Source organism: Streptomyces griseoruber, from assembly GCF_001514205.1.
GTDB classification, from domain to species: Bacteria; Actinomycetota; Actinomycetes; order Streptomycetales; family Streptomycetaceae; genus Streptomyces; species Streptomyces griseoruber.
Genome location: NZ_KQ948770.1, coordinates 94,176 through 112,312, shown reverse-complemented (window position 1 = coordinate 112,312; position 18,137 = coordinate 94,176). Strand labels below are relative to the sequence as shown.

The following is an 18,137-nucleotide window of genomic DNA, read 5'->3' as shown; positions in this document are numbered from 1 at the left end:
CGGAGCCAGGCGGAGACGGCCCGGTGGAGTTCGGGGGCGGCGGGGTTGGGGGACCGGGAGCCCGGGGCCCGGACGCAGGCGTCGGTTCCGTCGCCGCGGCGAAGCAATCCGGCGACAACAATCTTCGGGTTGGATGCGTGTCGAACTCCGATACGATCGGCGGCTCGTTGGCGCCCGATGCGTTCGGCGTAGCTCTCGTGGAAGGACGCCCCAACAGTGCAGGGTCCGCTGCCGCGCCGGTCCAAGGGACCGTCGGCGATCGCTGCGGCGTCCGCCCGGGGCGCCGGGCCGGAGGCCGGGGACGGTTCCGGGGAGGGCTCCCGGGGTGCGGCAGGGGGTGAGCCGGAGGCGGAGGGTTCGCCCGCGGTGATGTCCTCGGCGGCCGAGTCGTTCGTCGCGGAACTCGGCGGCGGGGAGGCGGTGGCCCGTTCGGACGGGGGCGGCCGTCCCGGTGTCCGTCGCAGTCCGGTGAGCGGTGGGGCGGGTGACGGCCGCACCGGTGCCGGCGCTCCCGTCCCGGCTGCGGAGCCGGCCGCGCGGCGGCGGTTGCCGCGGGCCGCGTCGTTCGCCGGCGTCGCGGTCGTCGTCGCCGCGCTGATCGCCGGTGTCCTCGTCGTCCGCGACGGCGGTGACGGTCGGTCCTCGGCGGCCGTACCGGGTGCCGGGCCCGATCACACCCAGGGGGGCGGGACGTACGGGCCGCCGCCGAGCGTGCCCGAGTCGGCCTCGGCTTCCGTGTCGGTGTCCGCCTCGCCGTCGGCGGACCGCGAGAGCGCCTCGCCGAAGGCGTCGTCGGCCACGGAATCCGCCACCGCCGGTACGTCGTCCCGCGCGGACGCCCAGGACGAGCCGGCCGCCACCTCCGGGGCGGCCGCCAAGGGGACCGGCACCGGCTCGGGCAGCGGTGACAGCGGCAGTTCCTGTACCTCCGGCGCGGGTTCCGGCCCCATCACCGACTACTCCGTCTGCGTGTCCTCCGCAACCGTCACCTTCCGGGCGGCCTTCCACGCCTCGGACCGCTTCTACCACGTCTTCGTCGACACCGACGGCGACACCTCGACCGGCTACCAGCTCCCCTATCCGTCGCCCTCGGCCCTCGGCGCCGACTACATGATCGAGAACGGCGGCCTCTACCGGAGCCGTTCGACGGAGTGGAGCTGGAGCGAGCTGGGGACGAGCCCCTCGGTGTCGGTCAGCGGCTCCACCCGGACCTGGACCCTGCCGCTGCGGGGCATCGGCTCACCGAGCGGGACCCAGAGGGTGGAGTTCCATGTCGGTTCCGACTACACCTCGGTCGTCTCCTTCACCCCGTAACAGACCGTCCGGCGGCCTTCATACGGCGTCTCCCGCGTCCTCCGCGTCCTCCGCGTCCCCCGCGTCCTCCGCGTCCTCCGCGTCCCCCGCGTCCGCGAGTCCGCCCCCGTCCCCGTCCCCGTCCCTGTTCCCGCCCTCGTCGGCGCGGCGCTCCTCGCGGTACGCGTTCGCCAGTACCGTCGCCCGGGTGAACCAGTCCGCCAGCACCGCGATCTCCTCCGGGGAGTAGTCCGCGAAGAGATCGTTCAGGCGGTCGTAGTACGGCTGGTAGAGCGCGTACGCCCGGGCCACGGCGGAGGGTACGGCGGCCACGCGGACCCTGCGGCGGTCCTGGGGATCGGGGCGCCGGGTGACGTAACCGGCGCGTTCCAGCCGGTTCAGGATGCCGGTGACCGCGCCGGTGGTGACGTGCACCCGGGTCGCCAACTCGCCTGCCGTCAGCAGGTTCTCGCCCGCCTGGAGGACGTAGCCGAAACAGGTCAGGTCGGTGACGTTCAGGCCGAGGCGCTGGGCCATCTCCTGCTGGCCGATCATGCTCGCCGCGATGAGGTCGTCCATGGCCGAGATCGCCTGGGCGGGGGTCGCCGCGGGGCGGGGGCGGGGTGGCTGGGCTGTCATCGCGGGCGGGATTCCTCTCGGAGGGTTCGTGCTGGGTCCTTGTTATCTGCTTTCGGTTTCTCTTACCTTGTAAGAGGTTCAAGACATCAACCTCTTAGATGGTGAGGGAATGGCATGGCGGGTCATCAGTACGACGAGGGGCACACGGTCGCCGGCTGGACCGGCGTCGGGATCGCGACCGCCGGGACCGCGGTGATGGGGGTCGGGGTGTGTGCCGTCTCCCCCGCTCTGCTGGTCGGCGGGGGTGCCGTGGTGGCGGTGAGCGCGCTGGTCACCTGGGCGCTGCATCTGACCGGGTGGGGCAAGCCACCGGGGGTGCGGCCCCGGGCGGAGTGGGGGATGCGGGTGCGGGACGCGTCGGCCCGGCGCGGTCATCCGGGCTGCGTCGGTTGCCTGCTCGCCGGCCGGCCCGCCGCGCGGCGGGCCGGCCGGGAAGCCAGGCGGGAAGCCGCAGGTCGGAGCCCGTTGTCAGAGGCGGAGGTTAGCGTGGTGGGCGATGGCACGGGCATGGAGGTGCGCGGGGCTGCGATGGGCGGCTGAGGGTCCCGCGCTGCTGTGGGACGGGGGTCGGCGCAGTCCGCTGTCCCGGGGGAAGCGGGTGGCCTTCGCGGTCGCGGAAGGGGGTGTGCGGGGATGTGTCGGGGCTCGGGGGCATGCGTGCCCGGTGCGGGCGGCGGTGTCGGGGAGGAGCACGGGGGCGCGGTGCGAGGAGTGTGCGCGGCTGGACCGGGCGCATTCCGTCGCCGCGGACGGGATCGCCGACGATCCGCGGCCGTACCGGGTGTATCTGGCGTGGTTCGGGCCGGGACTGGTCAAGGTCGGGATCACGGCGGTCGAGCGGGGGCCGGCGCGGCTGCTGGAGCAGGGGGCGGTCTGCTTCAGCTGGCTGGGCAGCGGACCGCTGATGGCCGCCCGGCGGACCGAGGAGCTGCTGCGGGCGGCGCTGCGGGTGCCGGACCGGATTCCGTACGCCGAGAAGCGGGCGGTGCGGGCCGCGCTCCCGGAGGACGAGGAGGAGCGGGTCCGTGAGATCAGGGAGTTGCACGGGCGGGCCGTGGAACTGGCCCAGTGGCCGGAGTCGTTGACCCGGGCGCCCTTCGAAGGCGTCGACCATCTGCGGGCGTTCGGCCTCGACACGGCACCCGCGGCCCGGGGCGAGGTGACCGAGCTGGTCGCGGGCGGCGCGGTGGGCGGGGAGCTGGTGGCCGCGGCCGGGCCCGATCTTCATCTGGCGAGCGGGGAGGGGGTGATCGTGCTGGACACCCGGTTGATGAGGGGGTGGGGGCTGGTTCCGGTCGGCTGCGAAGGAGGGCTGGAGGTGCGGCTTCCGGTGCGGGAGTTCAGGGCGGCCGGGCATGCACAGGACGGCCTTTTCTGAAGGGTCCGGCCGGAACTGAGCGGTACGGCCTGCGCGTTACCCAGGTGGAGCACAGCCACGGGTCCGGGCGGTCCGTACCGGGCTGATCGGGGGCGATGGGCGGTGAGCAGGGCCGGAGCCGCCCGAGATCAACTCGGCGTCAGGGGTTGCCAGGCATTGCCTGAGAGGCTCCTGTGAGTTTCTCAGGGAAATCACAGGTTGTCGAAAGAGTGCTCTCAGAGGACACCGACATGGTGTTCCCCATGACCACGACCTCGCCCCAGGGGCGCACCGAACTGCTGAGGCCGGACGGGAGCCCCGTCCGAGTGCTTGTGGTGGACGACGAGCTGTCGATCACCGAACTGCTGTCCATGGCCCTGCGCTACGAGGGATGGCAGATCCGGAGCGCGGGCGACGGCACCGGTGCCATCCAGACCGCCCGGGAGTTCCGTCCCGACGCGGTCGTCCTCGACATGATGCTGCCCGACATGGACGGGCTGACCGTCCTGGGCCGGCTGCGCCGTGAGCTGCCGGACGTCCCCGTCCTGTTCCTCACCGCCAAGGACGCCGTCGAGGACCGTATCGCCGGTCTCACCGCCGGTGGCGACGACTACGTCACCAAGCCGTTCAGCCTCGAAGAGGTCGTGGCCCGGCTGCGCGGTCTCATCCGGCGCTCCGGTGCCGCCGACCGGCGCTCCGACTCCGTGCTCGTCGTCGGTGACCTCACCCTCGACGAGGACAGCCACGAGGTCTCGCGGGCCGGGGACAACATCCACCTCACCGCCACCGAGTTCGAGCTGCTGCGCTTCCTGATGCGCAACCCGCGGCGTGTGCTCAGCAAGGCGCAGATCCTGGACCGGGTGTGGTCGTACGACTTCGGCGGCCAGGCCAACGTGGTCGAGCTGTACATCTCCTACCTGCGCCGCAAGATAGACGCCGGCCGGGAGCCGATGATCCACACCCGGCGTGGGGCCGGTTACCTGATCAAGCCCGCCGCGTCATGAGCGGGCGACGACGGCCGCGTCCGCAGAAGCGACGAGCGGGAAAGCCGCGCACCCTGCGGACCCGGCTCGTCGTCGTGTCCGTGACGCTGATCGCCGTGGTGTGCGCGGTGATCGGGACGGTCACCACGCTGGTCCTTCGGGATCACCTTTACGGGCAGTTGAAAGGCTCCCTCAAGGAGTCCGCCATGCGCGCCTCGGGCGGGCCCGTCGGAGGCCCCGGAGGCAAGGGCGGTGTCAAGAACGGCAACGGCACCACCGACAGCAACGCACCCCAGGGGACCAAGCTCGACGAGGTCGTCCAGGGCCCGGGACCGCAGAAGACCCTTGCGGCCAAGATCGAGAACGGCTCGATCACCAGTGGCAAGGTCGGCACCAAGAAGAACGACGCCGACGGCGTCGCCCGGATGGACCCGGTGGACCTCAACGAGGCCCAGATGAAGGCACTCGGCGCGGTCTCACAGGACCAGAGGCCCCACACCGTCGAGATCCCGGGCCTCGGCACCTACCTGGTCCAGTCCATCAACGGCAAGAACGGCAGCTACTACGTCGGCATCCCCACCTCCGACGTCGACAACACCATCAACACCCTGATCATCGTCGAGATCAGCCTCACCGTCGCCGGTCTCGTCGCCGCGGGTCTCGCCGGGACCGTCATGGTCAACGTCGCCACGCGACCGCTCCGCAAGGTCGCCGCGACGGCGACCCGGGTCTCCGAGCTGCCCCTGCACACCGGTGAGGTCAACCTCAGCGAGCGGGTGCCCGAGTCGGAGACGGACCCGCACACCGAGGTCGGCCAGGTCGGCGCCGCGCTGAACCGGATGCTGAACCACGTCCACGGCGCCCTGCACGCCCGCCAGGAGAGCGAGATGCGGGTCCGGCAGTTCGTCGCGGACGCCAGCCATGAGCTGAGGACGCCGCTCGCGTCCATCCGCGGCTACGCCGAGCTGACCCGCCGCGGACGCGAGGAGGTCGGCCCCGACACCAAGCACGCCCTCGGCCGCATCGAGTCCGAGGCCGGGCGGATGACCCTCCTCGTCGAGGACCTGCTGCTGCTCGCGCGCCTCGACGCCGGGCGCCCGCTCCAGTTCGAGCACACCGACCTCGTACCGCTGGTCATCGACACGATCAGCGACGCCCGCGCGGCCGGCCGCGACCACGTCTGGCGGCTCGAACTGCCCGACGAGCCCGCGCTCGTCTCCGCCGACTCGGCCCGCCTCCAGCAGGTGCTCGTGAACCTGCTGGCCAACGCCCGTACGCACACCCCGCCCGGGACGACCGTCACCGCACGGGTGCAACGGCGCGGACCCTGGCTGTGCGTGGACGTCCAGGACAACGGTCAGGGCATTCCGCCGGACCTGCTGCCGCACGTCTTCGAGCGGTTCGCCCGGGGCGACTCGGCGCGCTCCCGCTCCACCGGCTCCACCGGCCTCGGTCTCGCCATCGTGCAGGCCGTGGCGACCGCGCACGGCGGTGCCGTGACGGTGGACAGCGTGCCCGGGCAGACCGTCTTCACGGTGCATTTGCCCGCCCTTGCCCCCGCCGTGCCCCAGCCCGCGCCCGAAACGAACTGGCAACTGGACTCACAGGTCGAACACAGTGCCACCACATGGGTGCAACAGGGCGCTTGACGAAAGTCGTTGACATGCGAACCGACTCTTCTCCCGGCACCCTGCCGGCGCGGGAGCACCTCCCGGCCGCCACAGCCGGTACGCCTGTCCTGGACGTAGTGATCCCCGTCTACAACGAGGAGAAGGACCTCCAGCCGTGCGTCGAGAGACTGCACGACCACCTGGCGCGTACGTTCCCGTACACCTTCCGCATCACGATCGCGGACAACGCGTCGACCGACACCACCCCCGAGGTGGCGCGCCGGCTGGAGACGCGGATCCCGGAGGTCCGGAACTTCCGGCTCGAGCAGAAGGGCCGCGGCCGTGCGCTGCGGACCGTCTGGTCGGCCTCGGACGCCCCGATCCTCGCGTACATGGACGTGGACCTGTCCACCGACCTCAACGCGCTGCTGCCGCTGGTGGCCCCGCTGATCTCCGGTCACTCCGACCTGGCGATCGGCTCCCGGCTCTCCCGCAGCTCGCGCGTGGTGCGCGGCCCGAAGCGGGAGTTCATCAGCCGCGCGTACAACCTGATCCTGCGCGGCTCGCTCCAGGCCCGCTTCTCGGACGCCCAGTGCGGCTTCAAGGCGATCCGCCGTGATGTCGCCCAGGTGCTGCTCCCCCTGGTGGAGGACACCGGCTGGTTCTTCGACACGGAGATGCTGGTGCTCGCCGAGCGGGCCGGTCTGCGGATCCACGAGGTGCCCGTCGACTGGGTCGACGACCCGGACTCCACGGTGCACATCGTGAAGACCGCCACCGACGACCTCAAGGGCGTGTGGCGCGTGGGCAAGGCCCTCGCCACCGGCTCCCTCTCGCTCGACCGGCTCGCGCGCCCCTTCGGTGACGACCCGCGCGACCGCGAGATCCAGGACGTGCCCAAGGGGCTGGCCCGCCAGCTCGTCGGCTTCTGTGTCGTGGGCGGTCTGTCCACCCTGTTCTACCTGCTGCTCTACAGCGGCTTCCGCCAGTTCACGGGCTCGCAGTTCGCCAACGCGCTCGCCCTGCTGGTGTCCGCGATCGCCAACACCGCCGCCAACCGCCGGCTGACCTTCGGGGTCCGCGGCCGCGGCGGGGCCGTCAAGCACCAGGCGCAGGGCCTGGTCGTCTTCGGTATCGGCCTGGCGCTGACCAGCGGCTCGCTCGTCGCCCTGAACGCGGCGACGACCCAGCCCGCGCACTCCACCGAACTCGCGGTGCTCATCGCCGCCAACCTCGCGGCGACGGTCCTGCGCTTCCTGCTCTTCCGCGCGTGGGTGTTCTCGGACCGACGGGAGGACAACGAGGACGACGACCCGGCGTCGACCGTGGTCGCCTCCCCCCTCCCGGCACAGCCGACGCCGTACCCGGCCGCACCGGCGTACGGGCCGCGGCACCCGGCCCGTCCGTCCGCACCGGCGTACGGCTCGCCGGGCCAGGCCCCGGCGTACGCCTTGCCGTACCGGAACACCACCGCCACCCAAGAGACCACCCAGTTCCGCGCCGGTGAAGCCGCGGACGGCACCTGGAGGGACGCCACCATGCGACTGCAGCCGGTGCGCCCTCACGACACCGACCCGGGGGACCCCCGATGACCACCCATCTCGACCAACCGACGGCCTGGGGCCCGCCCCCCACTGCCCCTCCGGCGACGGAGCCGCAGCAGCCGGCCGCCCCGGCCCCCGAGTCGGGTGAGCCGAAGCAGCCCCTCCTCCGCAGACTCTGGCGCGGCCGCCCCGAGGACCCCCGCTGGGCCCGCCCGGCCTTCCTCGGTCTGCTCCTCGCCACCCTCCTCCTCTACCTGTACAACCTGAGCGCCTCCGGGTACGCCAACTCCTTCTACTCGGCGGCCGTCCAGGCGGGCAGCCAGTCCTGGAAGGCCTTCTTCTTCGGCTCGCTGGACGCGGGCAACGCCATCACCGTCGACAAGCCCCCGGCCTCGCTGTGGCCGATGGCCCTGTCGGTCAGGATCTTCGGCCTGAACTCCTGGGCGATCCTCGCCCCCGAGGTGCTGATGGGCGTCGGCACGGTCGCCGTCGTCTACGCCTCCGTGCGCCGCCGGTTCAGTGCCCCGGCCGGTCTGATCGCGGGCGCCGTGCTCGCTCTCACCCCCGTCGCCGCGCTGATGTTCCGGTTCAACAACCCGGACGCGATGCTGGCCCTGCTGATGGCCGTGGCCTGCTACTTCACCGCCCGCGCGGTGGAGGACGGCCGCACGAAGTGGCTGGTGTGGGCCGGGGTCGCGATCGGTTTCGCGTTCCTCGCCAAGACGCTCCAGGCGTTCCTGATCCTCCCGCCGCTCGCGATCGTCTACGCGGTCTGCGCGCCGGTGAGCGTGAGGAAGCGGTTCGGCCAGCTGGCCCTGGCCACCGGTGCGCTGATCGCGTCCGGCGGCTGGTGGGTGGCGATCGTCGAGCTGTGGCCCGCCTCCTCCCGCCCGTACATCGGCGGCTCGCAGAACAACTCCTTCCTGGAGCTGACCTTCGGCTACAACGGTCTCGGCCGCCTCAACGGCGAGGAGACCGGCAGCGTCGGCGGCGGTGGCGGCGGCAACACCGGCCAGTGGGGCGAGACCGGCTGGGACCGGATGTTCAACTCCGAGATCGGCGGCCAGATCTCCTGGCTGCTGCCGGCCGCGCTGGTCCTGCTGGTCGCCGGTCTGGTGGCCACCCGCAAGCTGAAGCGCACCTCGGCCACCCGCGGTCTGTTCCTCGTCTGGGGCGGCTCGCTGCTGATCACCATGGTCGTCTTCAGCTACATGGCGGGCATCTTCCACCAGTACTACACGGTGGCCCTCGCCCCCTACATGGCGGCCGTGATCGGCATGGGCGCGGGTCTGCTGTGGGAGAAGCGGTCCGAGCTGTGGGCCTCGATCACCCTCGCGGCCTCGGTCGTGGCGGCGGCCTCCTGGTCGTACGTCCTGCTCAACCGCACCTCGGACTACCTGCCCTGGCTGAAGTGGCTGGTCCTGATCGGCGGTCTGGCCGCCGCGCTGGGCCTGGTCTTCGCGGGCCGGATCAACCGTCAGCTCGCCCTCGCGGCGGCCTCCGTCGGTCTGGTCGCCTCCCTGGCCGGTCCGACCGCGTACACCCTCAGCACCCTCCAGACGGGCCACACCGGCTCCATCGTCACGGCGGGCCCGTCGGGCGCGTCCATGATGGGCGGCGGTCCGGGCGGTGGCGGCGGCCGGGGCGGCTTCGGCGGCGGCATGGGCGGCCAGCAGGGCCAGAACCAGCAGAACGGCAACGGCAACACCCAGAACCAGCAGGGCCAGGGCTTCCCCGGCGGCGGCATGGGCGGCGGCATGCCGGGCCAGCAGAACGGCAACGGCTCCACCCAGAACCAGCAGAACGGCAACGGCAACAGCCAGGGCCAGCAGAACCAGCAGCAGGGCGGTCCCGGCGGCCAGACCGGCGGCGGCGGCGGCATGGGCGGCGGCGGTGGCGTCGGCGGCCTGCTGAACGGCGCGAGCGTCACCGACGAGGCCAAGAAGCTGCTGGAGGCGGACTCCGGCAAGTACACCTGGGCCGCGGCCGCGATCGGCGCCCAGAACGCCGCCAGCTACCAGCTCGCGACCGGCGACGCGGTCATGGCGATCGGCGGCTTCAACGGCACCGACCCGTCCCCGACGCTGGCGCAGTTCAAGCAGTACGTGGCCGATGGAAAGATCCACTACTTCATCAGCAGCGGCACCGGCGGTGGCATGGGCGGCAGCAGCAGCGGCACGTCCTCGCAGATCACCTCCTGGGTCGAGGCCAACTTCAAGAAGGTGACGGTGGGTTCGGCCACCTTCTACGACCTGACGCAGAAGGCGAGCAGCTGACGAAGGCCGGTTGAGAGAAGGCCGGTTGAGAGAAGGCCGGTTGAGAGAAGAGCGGTGGCATGAGCCACCGCTCTTCTTCGTGACCAGGTAACCAGGTAACCAGGTAACTTGGTTGTACGGTGTATAGCAATGACTCTACGGTGTAGAGCGTGACTACCTCCCACCCCCGGCGCTGGCTGATCCTCGCCGTGATCTGTCTCGCGCAGCTCACCGTGCTGCTCGACAACACGATCCTGAACGTCGCGATCCCCTCCCTCACCCGGGAGCTGGACGCGAGCACCGCCGACATCCAGTGGATGATCAACGCGTACTCGCTCGTCCAGTCCGGTCTGCTGCTCACCGCGGGCAGCGCCGCCGACGGCTACGGCCGAAAGAAGATGCTGGCCACCGGCCTCGCCCTGTTCGGCGCGGGTTCGGCGGTGGCCGGGTTCGCCACCACCTCCGCGCAACTGATCGCCGCCCGGGCCGGCATGGGCGTGGGCGGCGCGCTGCTGCTCACCACCACCCTCGCCGTGGCGATGCAGATCTTCGCGCCCGAGGAGCAGCCCCGGGCGATCGGGATCTGGGCCGCGGTGAACGCGCTCGGCTTCGCCACCGGCCCGCTCGTCGGCGGCTTCATGCTCGACCACTTCCGGTGGGGCGCGATCTTCCTGATCAACCTGCCGGTCGCGGCGCTCGCGCTCGTGGCGGTCCTCGCCCTGGTCCCCGAGTCCAGGAACCCCCAGGGCGACCGCCCCGACCTGCTCGGCGCGCTCCTGTCCACGATCGGCATGGCCTCGCTGGTCCTCGCGATCATCTCCGGCCCCACCCACGGCTGGACCTCGGCCCGGGTGCTGGTGAGCGCGGCGGTCGCCGCCGTCGTCCTCACGCTGTTCGCCCGCTGGGAGAGCCGGATCCCGTACCCCATGCTCGACCTGGCGTTCTTCCGCGACCGCCGGTTCACCGGCGCGGTCGGCGGGGCCGTCCTGATCACCTTCGGCATGGGCGGCGCGCTCTTCCTGCTCACCCAGCACCTCCAGTCCGTCCTCGGATACGGCCCCCTGGAGGCGGGCCTGCGCACCGCGCCGCTGGCGCTGACCGTCGTCGTGCTCAACTTCAGCGGGCTGGCGGCGAAGGCGACCGTGCGGCTCGGGGCCCCGCCGGCGGTGCTGGCCGGCATGGTGCTGATGGCGGTCGGGCTCGTCTCGATCGCGTTCAGCGGCGAGGGATACGGCGGTGTCGCGGCCGGTCTGGTGCTCATCGGCGTCGGCTGCGCGGTCGCCAACCCGGCCATGGCCCACGCGGTCATGAGCGCGATACCGCCCGAGAAGGCGGGCGTGGGCGCGGGCGTCAACGGCACGCTGGCGGAGTTCGGCAACGGTCTCGGTGTCGCCGTCCTGGGCGCCGTACTCAGCTCCTCCCTGACCTCGGGCAAGTCGCTGTCGGACGGGCTCGGCGCGGGCCTGCTGGTGGGGGCGGTCGCCGTGCTGGGCGGAGGACTGGTGGCGGCGGGGCTGCTGCGCAGGGCGGACAAGGAGAAACAGCCCGCTCTCATGTGACCTGCATCACCCGCTGTCACACGGAGCGGGCCCCCGGTGTCTTGTGGCCGAACCCCCTGGAACCGGAGGAGACACCGTGAGCGAGAACACCGAAGTCGTCGTGATCGGCGGGGGCTACGCCGGCGTCATGGCCGCCAACCGCCTGACGAGCCGCGACGACGTGAACGTCACGCTGATCAACCCGCGCCCGTCCTTCGTCGAGCGGATCCGGCTGCACCAGCTCGTGGCCGGGACCCATGCCGCCGTCACCGACTACAAGGAGGTCCTCGGCGAGCGCGTCCGGCTGGTCGTCGACACCGTGACCCGGATCGACGCGGCCGGCCGCGCCCTGACGCTGGAGCACGGCGGCACCGTCCGCTACGACCACCTGGTCTACGCGGTGGGCAGCGGCAGCGCCGACCCGCGCGTGCCCGGAGCGGCCGAGTTCGCCCACCCGATCGCCACCCTGGAGGACGCCTGGCGACTGCGGCCGGTCGTCGAGGCCGCGTCCGCGAAGGCCCCGCTGACCGTCGTCGGAGCCGGCCCGACCGGTATCGAGACCGCCGCCGAGCTGGCCGAGCAGGGCCGCGCGGTGACCCTGGTCTGCGGCGGGGTCCTCGGCCCCTACCTGCACCCGCGGGGCCGGCGCTCGGTCGCCGGACGGCTGGCCGCGCTCGGGGTGACCGTCCTCGACGGCCCCGGCACGAAGGTGACGGCCGTGACCCGGGACGCCGTACGGCTCGCCGACGGCCGTGAGCTGCCGAGCGAGGTCACCGTCTGGACCGCCGGCTTCGGGGTGCCGGACCTGGCCGTACGCAGCGGCCTGAGCACCGACGCCCTCGGCCGTCTGCTCACCGACGAGACGCTGACCAGCGTCGACGACCCGCACATCGTCGCGGCCGGGGACTCGGCGGCGCCCTCGGACCTGCCGCTGCGGATGAGCTGCCAGGCCGCGGGCCCGCTGGGCGCCCACGCCGCCGACACGGTCCTCAGCCGGATCGACGGCGAGCGCCCCGCGACCCTCACCATCGGGTTCGCCGGCCAGTGCATCAGCCTGGGCCGACGCTTCGGCATCTTCCAGTTCGCCGACAAGGAGGATGCCGCGAAGGGCATCCACCTCGGCGGCCGGTCCGGCGCCAAGGTCAAGGAGTTCATCTGCAAGGGCACCGTCAAGCAACTGGCGGACGAGGCCCGCAAGCCCGGCTCGTACCGTCTGCACAAGATGTTCAAGGAAGGCAGGCGCCGCCAGGAGCAGCTGCGGGCCCAGCACGACGGCACTCCGGCAACCGCCGAACACACGGTCTGAGCCGCACCCGGACGGGGGAGGCACCCGAACATGGACGATCACACCACCGACCCGGCGACCGAGGCGTTCGTCGCCCACCGCAACCTGCTCTTCACCGTCGCCTACGAGATGCTCGGCTCGGCGGCCGACGCCGAGGACGTGCTGCAGGAGACCTGGCTGCGCTGGGTCGACGCCGATCTGGACGAGGTGCGCGACCGGCGCGCGTACCTCGTCCGGATCACCACCCGGCAGGCCCTCAACCGGCTGCGCACCCTGACCCGCCGCAAGGAGGCGTACGTCGGCCCCTGGCTGCCCGAGCCGCTGCTCACCACCCCCGACGTGGCCGAGAACGTCGAACTCGCCGAGAGCGTGTCGATGGCGCTGATGCTTGTCCTGGAGACGCTGTCGCCGACCGAGCGGGCCGTCTTCGTGCTGCGCGAGGTCTTCGACGTCGGCTACGACGAGATCGCCGCCGCCGTCGACAAGAGCCCCGCCGCCGTCCGCCAGATCGCGCACCGCGCCCGCCGGCACGTCGATGCCCGCCGCCCGCGCGAGGCGGTCTCCGAGCGCAGGACCCGGGCCGCCCTGGAGTCGTTCCAGCACGCGCTCACCACCGGGGACCTCCAGGGCTTCCTGGACGTGCTCTCCCCGGACGTCGTCATGCTGAGCGACGGCGGCGGGCTCAGGCAGGCCGCGCCCCGGCCGATCACCGGCGCCCTCAAGGTGGCCCGCTTCGTCATCGGCGGCGCTCGTCGGCACCAGGCGACCCTCACCAGCGAGTTCACCATGGTCAACGGCAGCCCGGCGCTCGTCCTGCGGGTGGACGGCGAGATCGACGGTGTCGTCGCGATCCGTTTCGAGGACGACCGCATCACCGGCCTCTACTACGTCCGCAACCCGGAGAAACTGACCCGAGTCGACTCCGAGACCCCGCTCACCCTGCGCTGAGCACCGGCCGCCCCGGGCAGGCCTAGCATCTTCCTCAGTACCGGAACACAGTTCCCCGTACCGGACGACGAGGAAGGTGCCCTGCCATGGCCGAGACCGCCAAGGACGCCCCGCACCACAGCGTGTGGCTGGAGGGCAAGGCACGGCGGCGCGGCAGGGGCGGCGGCCAGCCCTCCGGGCTGGACCGGACCCGGATCACCGAGGTCACCGTACGGCTGCTGGACGCGGAGGGCCTCGCCAAGTTCTCCATGCGGCGGCTGGCGGCCGAGCTCAACGTGACGGCGATGTCCGTGTACTGGTACGTCGACACCAAGGACGACCTCCTCGAACTCGCCCTGGACGCGACCTTCGAGGGCATGGAGCTGCCCGACCCGGCGGACGAGGACGAGGACTGGCGCGACCAGGTGCGCGCCCTGGCCCGCTCCTACCGCGCCCTGCTGGTCCGCCACCCCTGGGTGTCACCGCTGGCGGGCACGTTCCTCAACATCGGCCCGAACAACCTCGCGTTCTCCCGCACCGTCCAGCAGGTGGTCCGCCGCACCGGCCTGCCCACCCACGGGCTGGCGGCGGCCATCTCCTCCGTCTTCCAGTTCGTGTACGGCTTCGGCACGATCGAGGGCCACTTCATCGCCCGCTCCGCGGCCGTCGGCCTGACCCCCGACGCCTACTTCCGCCAGGCCCTCACCACGGTGATCCAGGCCCCCCAGGCCGCCGACGTCGTCAAGGAGAGCGAGGACATCATGGAGGCCCGGGGCGGCGACACGGTCGAGGAGATGTGGGAGAGGGACTTCGAGTACGCCCTGGACTTGCTGATCGCAGGCATCGAGGCCATGGCAGCGAAGGCCGGCTAGTGCCGCGGGGCTGTACCGACATGCGGCTCCGCCGCGTGGGCGCTACCAGCCCCAACGAACCCGCACCCGCAGATCAGCCCCCCGAAACAAGCCGAGCGGGAAAGCCGCCGGTCGCGACCGGCCCCCACCGCACCGGAGTGATCCGGATGATCGACTTCCCCTGCCGCACCATCGCCGCCCGGTACTCCTCCCAGTCGGGGTGCTCACCCGCGATGTTCCGGAAGTACTCCACCAGCGGCTCGACGGACTCCGGCACGTCGAGCACCTCGGCCGTCCCGTCGATCTGCACCCACGGTCCGTCCCAGTCGTCGCTCAGCACGAGCAGGCTCACCCGCTCGTCCCGCTTGGCGTTGCGCGTCTTGGCCCGCTCGGGGTAGGTGGAGACGACGATCCGCCCCGAGTCGTCGACGCCGCAGGTCAGCGGCGACCCCTGCGGCCCGCCGTCACCCCGCCGGGTCAGCAGGATCGCGCGGTGACGGGGTCGTACGAACTCCAGCAGCTCGTCGAGCGAGACGGCGGTGTTGGTCGCGATGTTCGGTGCCATGCCGTCAGCCTAGGCGGAGGCGCGGCCTCCGTAGGTGACCCCACCCTCGGCGTCGTACCGATCGCGGCGATGCCCGCCCGGACGACCTGGTTGTAGTTCATCGCGACGTCCTCGCGGTGGAGTTCGGCCGTCGCGCGGAAGGCGGCGCGGGTGCCGCCCCAGGGGTCGGCGCCGGTGCCGAGGTGGGCGAGGTCCAGGTCGACGGGCCGTACGACACCGCGCAGGGACAGCTCGCCCGTGGACGGTCCAGCGGTCCGGGCCCGCGACCGTGAGCCCGGTCGAGCGGTAGGTGATCTCGGGGTGCTTCGCCACGTCCAGGAAGTCCGCCGACCGCAGATGCGTGTCGCGCGTGCCGTTGCCGGTGCCGATGGAGTCCGCCCGGATCACCGCCTCCACCCGTGACCGGGTGACGTCGTCCGGGGCGATCTGGATCGCCGCCGAGAAGTCGGTGAACCGGCCCCGCACACCGGTTCAGCGTCACACCGCCCACGTCCACCCGTCCGCTCGCGGTGACGAGCGCGTGGACGGGCCCGTACCCGACGGCCGTGACGATCACGGTGTACGGCCCCGGCGCGAGCCCCGACGCGTCCCGTACGACGCCCTCGTCGTCCGCCTCGGCCCGCAGCACCTGCGCACCGGTCATGTCGGTCACCGATGGGGGGTGCCTCCCGCTCGGGCGAAGCCGAGAGTGGGGGAGACCGCGTGCGACACGGCCCAGCCGTCCCGCGTGCGGATCCTCGCGGTCAGTCCCCTCTCACCTGCTCCTCGACTGGAACCGGCCCGGCGCGGGGGCGAACCCCGCACCGGGCCGGAGCGATTGCCGGTCGGTCACTCGCCGGGGTGGGCGAGCTCGATGTCATGGCCGTCCACGCCGGCCCCGGCCACCGTCACCGCGCCGGCCGCCGGCGGATAGCCGGTCGCGATGACCGTGTACTCGCCGCCGTCCAGGTCCGCGAAGGCGTACGCCCCGTCCGCGCCGGTCGTGGCCGTGCCCACCACGTTGCCCGCCGCGTCCACGAGCGTCACCCGCGCGTCGGCCAGCGGCCCGTGCGGCGCCCGCACGACCCCCTGGAGCCGGGCGCCCGCGTCCAGCCCGACCTCCACCCGGGTCACCCCGGTCCCGCCGATCTCGACCGGCTGGGCGCGCGGCCGGAACCCGGCGGCGTTCACCGCGACGGTCACGGCACCCGGCACCAGCTCGGTGACGGCGAACTCGCCCTGGTCACCGGTGGCCGCGGTGGCCAGCAGCTCGCCGCGCACATCGGTGACGACGACCATCGCGTCCTTGACGCCCGCACCCGACCCGGTGGCCCGGACGACCCCGGTGAGGCCGCTGGTCCCGCCGAGCAGGATGTCGTACGCGAGCGGCTCGTCGTGCACGACGATCGTGGACGCCTGCGGCTGGAACCCGTCCGCCGAGGCGATCAGGACGTACGACCCCGTCCCGGGCGTGTCCAGCGCGTAGGCGCCGTCGGCCTGCGCGACCGACCGGCCCAGCTGGCGTCCGGCCAGGGAGATCAGCGTGACGGCGGCCCGCGGGACCGGCGTGCTCTCGGCGCCCCGGACGAAACCGCTGACCGGGACACCCGCGGCGCCGGACTCCTGGACGGGCGTGTCGGCGGTGTCGGCGGTGTCGGCGGCCCAGCTGGGCGTCCGCGGTTCGGTCGGCGCGGCGGCCTCGGCCTCGGCCGGGGTCTGCGCCTCGCTCTCCCCCTCCGCCGCGTGGGCCAGCGCGCCCTTGGTCCGCAGCGGGACCTCCTTGATGAACAGCGTGATCAGGAAGGCGAGCAGGGCCAGCGCCGAGGCGATCAGGAAGACGTCCGCGATGCCGTGGCCGTACGCGTCCTCCATGACCGTGCGCAGCGGCGCGGGCAGCTTGTCCATGTCCGGGATCGTGCCGGAGGAGCTGGAACCGGACGCGAGCGCGGCGTACTTCGGGCCGAGACCGGCGATGCCGTCCTTGGCGTAGTCGGTGATGCGGTTCGCCATGACGGCACCGAGCGCCGAGACGCCCATCGCACCGCCGAGGGAGCGGAAGAAGGTGACGGTCGAGCTGGCCGAGCCGAGGTCCTTCGGCTCCACCTGGTTCTGCGTGGACAGCACCAGGTTCTGCATCATCATGCCGACGCCGAGACCCAGCAGCGCCATGAAGACCGCGGTCTTCCAGTAGTCCGTGTCGTAGCGGATGGTGCCCAGCAGACCGAGGCCCGCCGTGATGAGCACACCGCCGCTGACCAGCCAGGCCTTCCACTTGCCGGTGCGGGTGATGAACTGCCCGGAGACGGTGGAGGAGACGAACAGACCGCCGATCATCGGGATGGTCAGCACCCCGGACATGGTCGGCGACTCGTCGCGCGCGAGCTGGAAGTACTGGGCGAAGAACACCGTGCCGGAGAACATCGCCACGCCCACGAACATCGAGGCGATGGAGGAGAGGGTGATCGTCCGGTTGCGGAACAGCCGCAGTGGGATGATCGGCTCGCTCGCCCTGGACTCGACGAACACGAAGACCAGTCCGAGCAGGACCGACCCGGCGACCATCGTGTACGTCTGCCAGGACAGCCAGTCGTACTTGTCACCCGCGAAGGTGACCCAGACGAGCAGCAGGGAGACGGCGGCGGAGATGAAGAACGCGCCGGCCCAGTCGACCTTCACGTCCCGCTTCACGACCGGAAGGTGCAGGGTCTTCTGGAGCACGATCAGCGCGATCACGGCGAAGGGGACGCCGACGTAGAAGCACCAGCGCCAGCCCAGCCAGGAGGTGTCGGTGATGACCCCGCCGAGCAGCGGGCCGCCGACGGTGGCGACGGCGAAGGTGGCGCCGAGGTAGCCGGAGTAACGGCCGCGCTCCCGCGGCGAGATCATCGCGGCCATCACGATCTGCGCGAGGGCGGAGAGACCGCCGACGCCGACGCCCTGGACGACACGGCAGGCGATCAGCATGCCGGGGTTCTGCGAGAGGCCGGCCGCCGCCGATCCGAGGACGTAGATGACCAGCGCGATCTGGACGAGCGCCTTCTTGTCGTAGAGGTCGGCGAGCTTGCCCCACAGCGGGGTGGTCGCGGTCATCGCCAGCAGGGTGGCGGTCACCACCCAGGTGTAGGCGGACTGGCCGCCGCCGAGGTCGCCGATGATCTCCGGGAGGGCGTTGGAGACGATCGTGGACGACAGGATCGCCACGAACATGCCGAGCAGAAGGCCGGAGAGGGCCTCCATGATCTGCCGGTGCGTCATCGGGGCGTGGGCGTCGTGCCCGCCCCCGTGCCTGCCGTGGGCCCGCACACCGGCCG

At 72.1% G+C, this 18,137-nt stretch carries 14 protein-coding genes and 1 pseudogene; 11 read left to right on the top strand and 4 right to left on the bottom strand.

Annotation, left to right across the window (positions count from 1 at the left end):
• Positions 1 to 216 precede the first annotated feature (216 nt).
• Positions 217 to 1,314: a hypothetical protein gene (locus AQJ64_RS21115; RefSeq protein ID WP_059202873.1), complete on the top strand. Its 1,098-nt coding sequence runs from the start codon at positions 217 to 219 to the stop codon at positions 1,312 to 1,314.
• An 18-nt stretch (positions 1,315 to 1,332) separates the two neighbouring features.
• Here AQJ64_RS21115 and AQJ64_RS21110 read toward each other — a convergent pair whose 3' ends face one another.
• Complete coding sequence (locus tag AQJ64_RS21110; RefSeq protein ID WP_079061820.1) at positions 1,333 to 1,932, bottom strand: MarR family winged helix-turn-helix transcriptional regulator; 600 nt, start codon at positions 1,930 to 1,932, stop codon at positions 1,333 to 1,335.
• A 114-nt stretch (positions 1,933 to 2,046) separates the two neighbouring features.
• On the opposite strand from AQJ64_RS21110, the gene AQJ64_RS21105 reads away from it, so the two are divergent.
• The 10 genes from AQJ64_RS21105 to AQJ64_RS21060 all read left to right on the top strand — a co-directional run bounded on the left by AQJ64_RS21105 (position 2,047) and on the right by AQJ64_RS21060 (position 14,303).
• A complete protein-coding gene (locus AQJ64_RS21105; protein WP_059202872.1) occupies positions 2,047 to 2,472 on the top strand; it encodes an HGxxPAAW family protein in 426 nt (141 codons plus the stop codon).
• Positions 2,429 to 3,310 (top strand): DUF2797 domain-containing protein, encoded by an 882-nt coding sequence (locus AQJ64_RS21100; protein ID WP_079061818.1) that lies wholly within the window; start codon positions 2,429 to 2,431, stop codon positions 3,308 to 3,310. The genes AQJ64_RS21105 and AQJ64_RS21100 overlap by 44 nt, the downstream gene beginning before the upstream one ends.
• A 242-nt stretch (positions 3,311 to 3,552) precedes the next feature.
• Positions 3,553 to 4,293 (top strand): response regulator transcription factor, encoded by a 741-nt coding sequence (locus AQJ64_RS21095; protein WP_059202906.1) that lies wholly within the window; start codon positions 3,553 to 3,555, stop codon positions 4,291 to 4,293.
• Positions 4,290 to 5,921, top strand: coding sequence for a sensor histidine kinase (locus AQJ64_RS21090; protein WP_059202870.1), 1,632 nt, complete (start codon positions 4,290 to 4,292; stop codon positions 5,919 to 5,921). The genes AQJ64_RS21095 and AQJ64_RS21090 overlap by 4 nt, the downstream gene beginning before the upstream one ends.
• A gap of 14 nt (positions 5,922 to 5,935) precedes the next feature.
• Positions 5,936 to 7,474 (top strand): bifunctional glycosyltransferase family 2/GtrA family protein, encoded by a 1,539-nt coding sequence (locus tag AQJ64_RS21085; protein ID WP_055639055.1) that lies wholly within the window; start codon positions 5,936 to 5,938, stop codon positions 7,472 to 7,474.
• Positions 7,471 to 9,702, top strand: a complete 2,232-nt coding sequence (locus tag AQJ64_RS21080) for a glycosyltransferase family 39 protein (protein WP_059202869.1) — start codon at positions 7,471 to 7,473, stop codon at positions 9,700 to 9,702. The genes AQJ64_RS21085 and AQJ64_RS21080 overlap by 4 nt, the downstream gene beginning before the upstream one ends.
• A 149-nt stretch (positions 9,703 to 9,851) precedes the next feature.
• Positions 9,852 to 11,240 carry an MFS transporter gene (locus AQJ64_RS21075; RefSeq protein WP_055637080.1) on the top strand — a complete coding sequence of 463 codons (1,389 nt, stop codon included), beginning with the start codon at positions 9,852 to 9,854 and terminating at the stop codon, positions 11,238 to 11,240.
• A 76-nt stretch (positions 11,241 to 11,316) separates the two neighbouring features.
• Entirely contained in the window at positions 11,317 to 12,525 is a 1,209-nt protein-coding gene (locus tag AQJ64_RS21070) for an NAD(P)/FAD-dependent oxidoreductase (RefSeq protein ID WP_055637081.1), read from the top strand.
• Positions 12,526 to 12,555: 30 nt separating this feature from the next.
• Complete coding sequence (locus tag AQJ64_RS21065; protein WP_055637082.1) at positions 12,556 to 13,452, top strand: RNA polymerase sigma-70 factor; 897 nt, start codon at positions 12,556 to 12,558, stop codon at positions 13,450 to 13,452.
• A gap of 86 nt (positions 13,453 to 13,538) precedes the next feature.
• Complete coding sequence (locus tag AQJ64_RS21060) at positions 13,539 to 14,303, top strand: TetR/AcrR family transcriptional regulator (RefSeq protein WP_055637083.1); 765 nt, start codon at positions 13,539 to 13,541, stop codon at positions 14,301 to 14,303.
• Positions 14,304 to 14,376: 73 nt separating this feature from the next.
• On the opposite strand, the gene AQJ64_RS21055 is transcribed toward AQJ64_RS21060, so the two are convergent.
• The 3 genes and pseudogenes from AQJ64_RS21055 to AQJ64_RS21050 all read right to left on the bottom strand — a co-directional run bounded on the left by AQJ64_RS21055 (position 14,377) and on the right by AQJ64_RS21050 (position 18,081).
• Positions 14,377 to 14,847, bottom strand: a complete 471-nt coding sequence (locus tag AQJ64_RS21055; protein ID WP_055637084.1) for a PPOX class F420-dependent oxidoreductase — start codon at positions 14,845 to 14,847, stop codon at positions 14,377 to 14,379.
• Positions 14,760 to 15,312, bottom strand: a pseudogene (locus tag AQJ64_RS52410) (YceI family protein). The gene AQJ64_RS21055 and the pseudogene AQJ64_RS52410 overlap by 88 nt, the downstream one beginning before the upstream one ends.
• Before the next feature lie 363 nt (positions 15,313 to 15,675).
• The gene (locus AQJ64_RS21050) at positions 15,676 to 18,081 is read right to left on the bottom strand and encodes an MFS transporter (RefSeq protein WP_055637096.1); all 2,406 of its coding nucleotides are present in this window, start codon (positions 18,079 to 18,081) and stop codon (positions 15,676 to 15,678) included.
• Between the last annotated feature and the right edge of the window lie 56 nt (positions 18,082 to 18,137).

What these genes read in the sequence shown, in the direction of transcription:
- AQJ64_RS21090 (WP_059202870.1), top strand. Translation starts at nt 4,290, where the DNA reads ATGAGCGGGCGACGACGGCCGCGTCCGCAGAAGCGACGAGCGGGAAAG.
- AQJ64_RS21080 (WP_059202869.1), top strand. Translation starts at nt 7,471, where the DNA reads ATGACCACCCATCTCGACCAACCGACGGCCTGGGGCCCGCCCCCCACT.
- AQJ64_RS21085 (WP_055639055.1), top strand. Translation starts at nt 5,936, where the DNA reads ATGCGAACCGACTCTTCTCCCGGCACCCTGCCGGCGCGGGAGCACCTC.
- AQJ64_RS21055 (WP_055637084.1), bottom strand. Translation starts at nt 14,847, where the DNA reads ATGGCACCGAACATCGCGACCAACACCGCCGTCTCGCTCGACGAGCTG.
- AQJ64_RS21100 (WP_079061818.1), top strand. Translation starts at nt 2,429, where the DNA reads ATGGCACGGGCATGGAGGTGCGCGGGGCTGCGATGGGCGGCTGAGGGT.
- AQJ64_RS21060 (WP_055637083.1), top strand. Translation starts at nt 13,539, where the DNA reads ATGGCCGAGACCGCCAAGGACGCCCCGCACCACAGCGTGTGGCTGGAG.
- AQJ64_RS21065 (WP_055637082.1), top strand. Translation starts at nt 12,556, where the DNA reads ATGGACGATCACACCACCGACCCGGCGACCGAGGCGTTCGTCGCCCAC.
- AQJ64_RS21110 (WP_079061820.1), bottom strand. Translation starts at nt 1,932, where the DNA reads ATGACAGCCCAGCCACCCCGCCCCCGCCCCGCGGCGACCCCCGCCCAG.
- AQJ64_RS21105 (WP_059202872.1), top strand. Translation starts at nt 2,047, where the DNA reads ATGGCGGGTCATCAGTACGACGAGGGGCACACGGTCGCCGGCTGGACC.
- AQJ64_RS21050 (WP_055637096.1), bottom strand. Translation starts at nt 18,081, where the DNA reads ATGACGCACCGGCAGATCATGGAGGCCCTCTCCGGCCTTCTGCTCGGC.
- AQJ64_RS21095 (WP_059202906.1), top strand. Translation starts at nt 3,553, where the DNA reads ATGACCACGACCTCGCCCCAGGGGCGCACCGAACTGCTGAGGCCGGAC.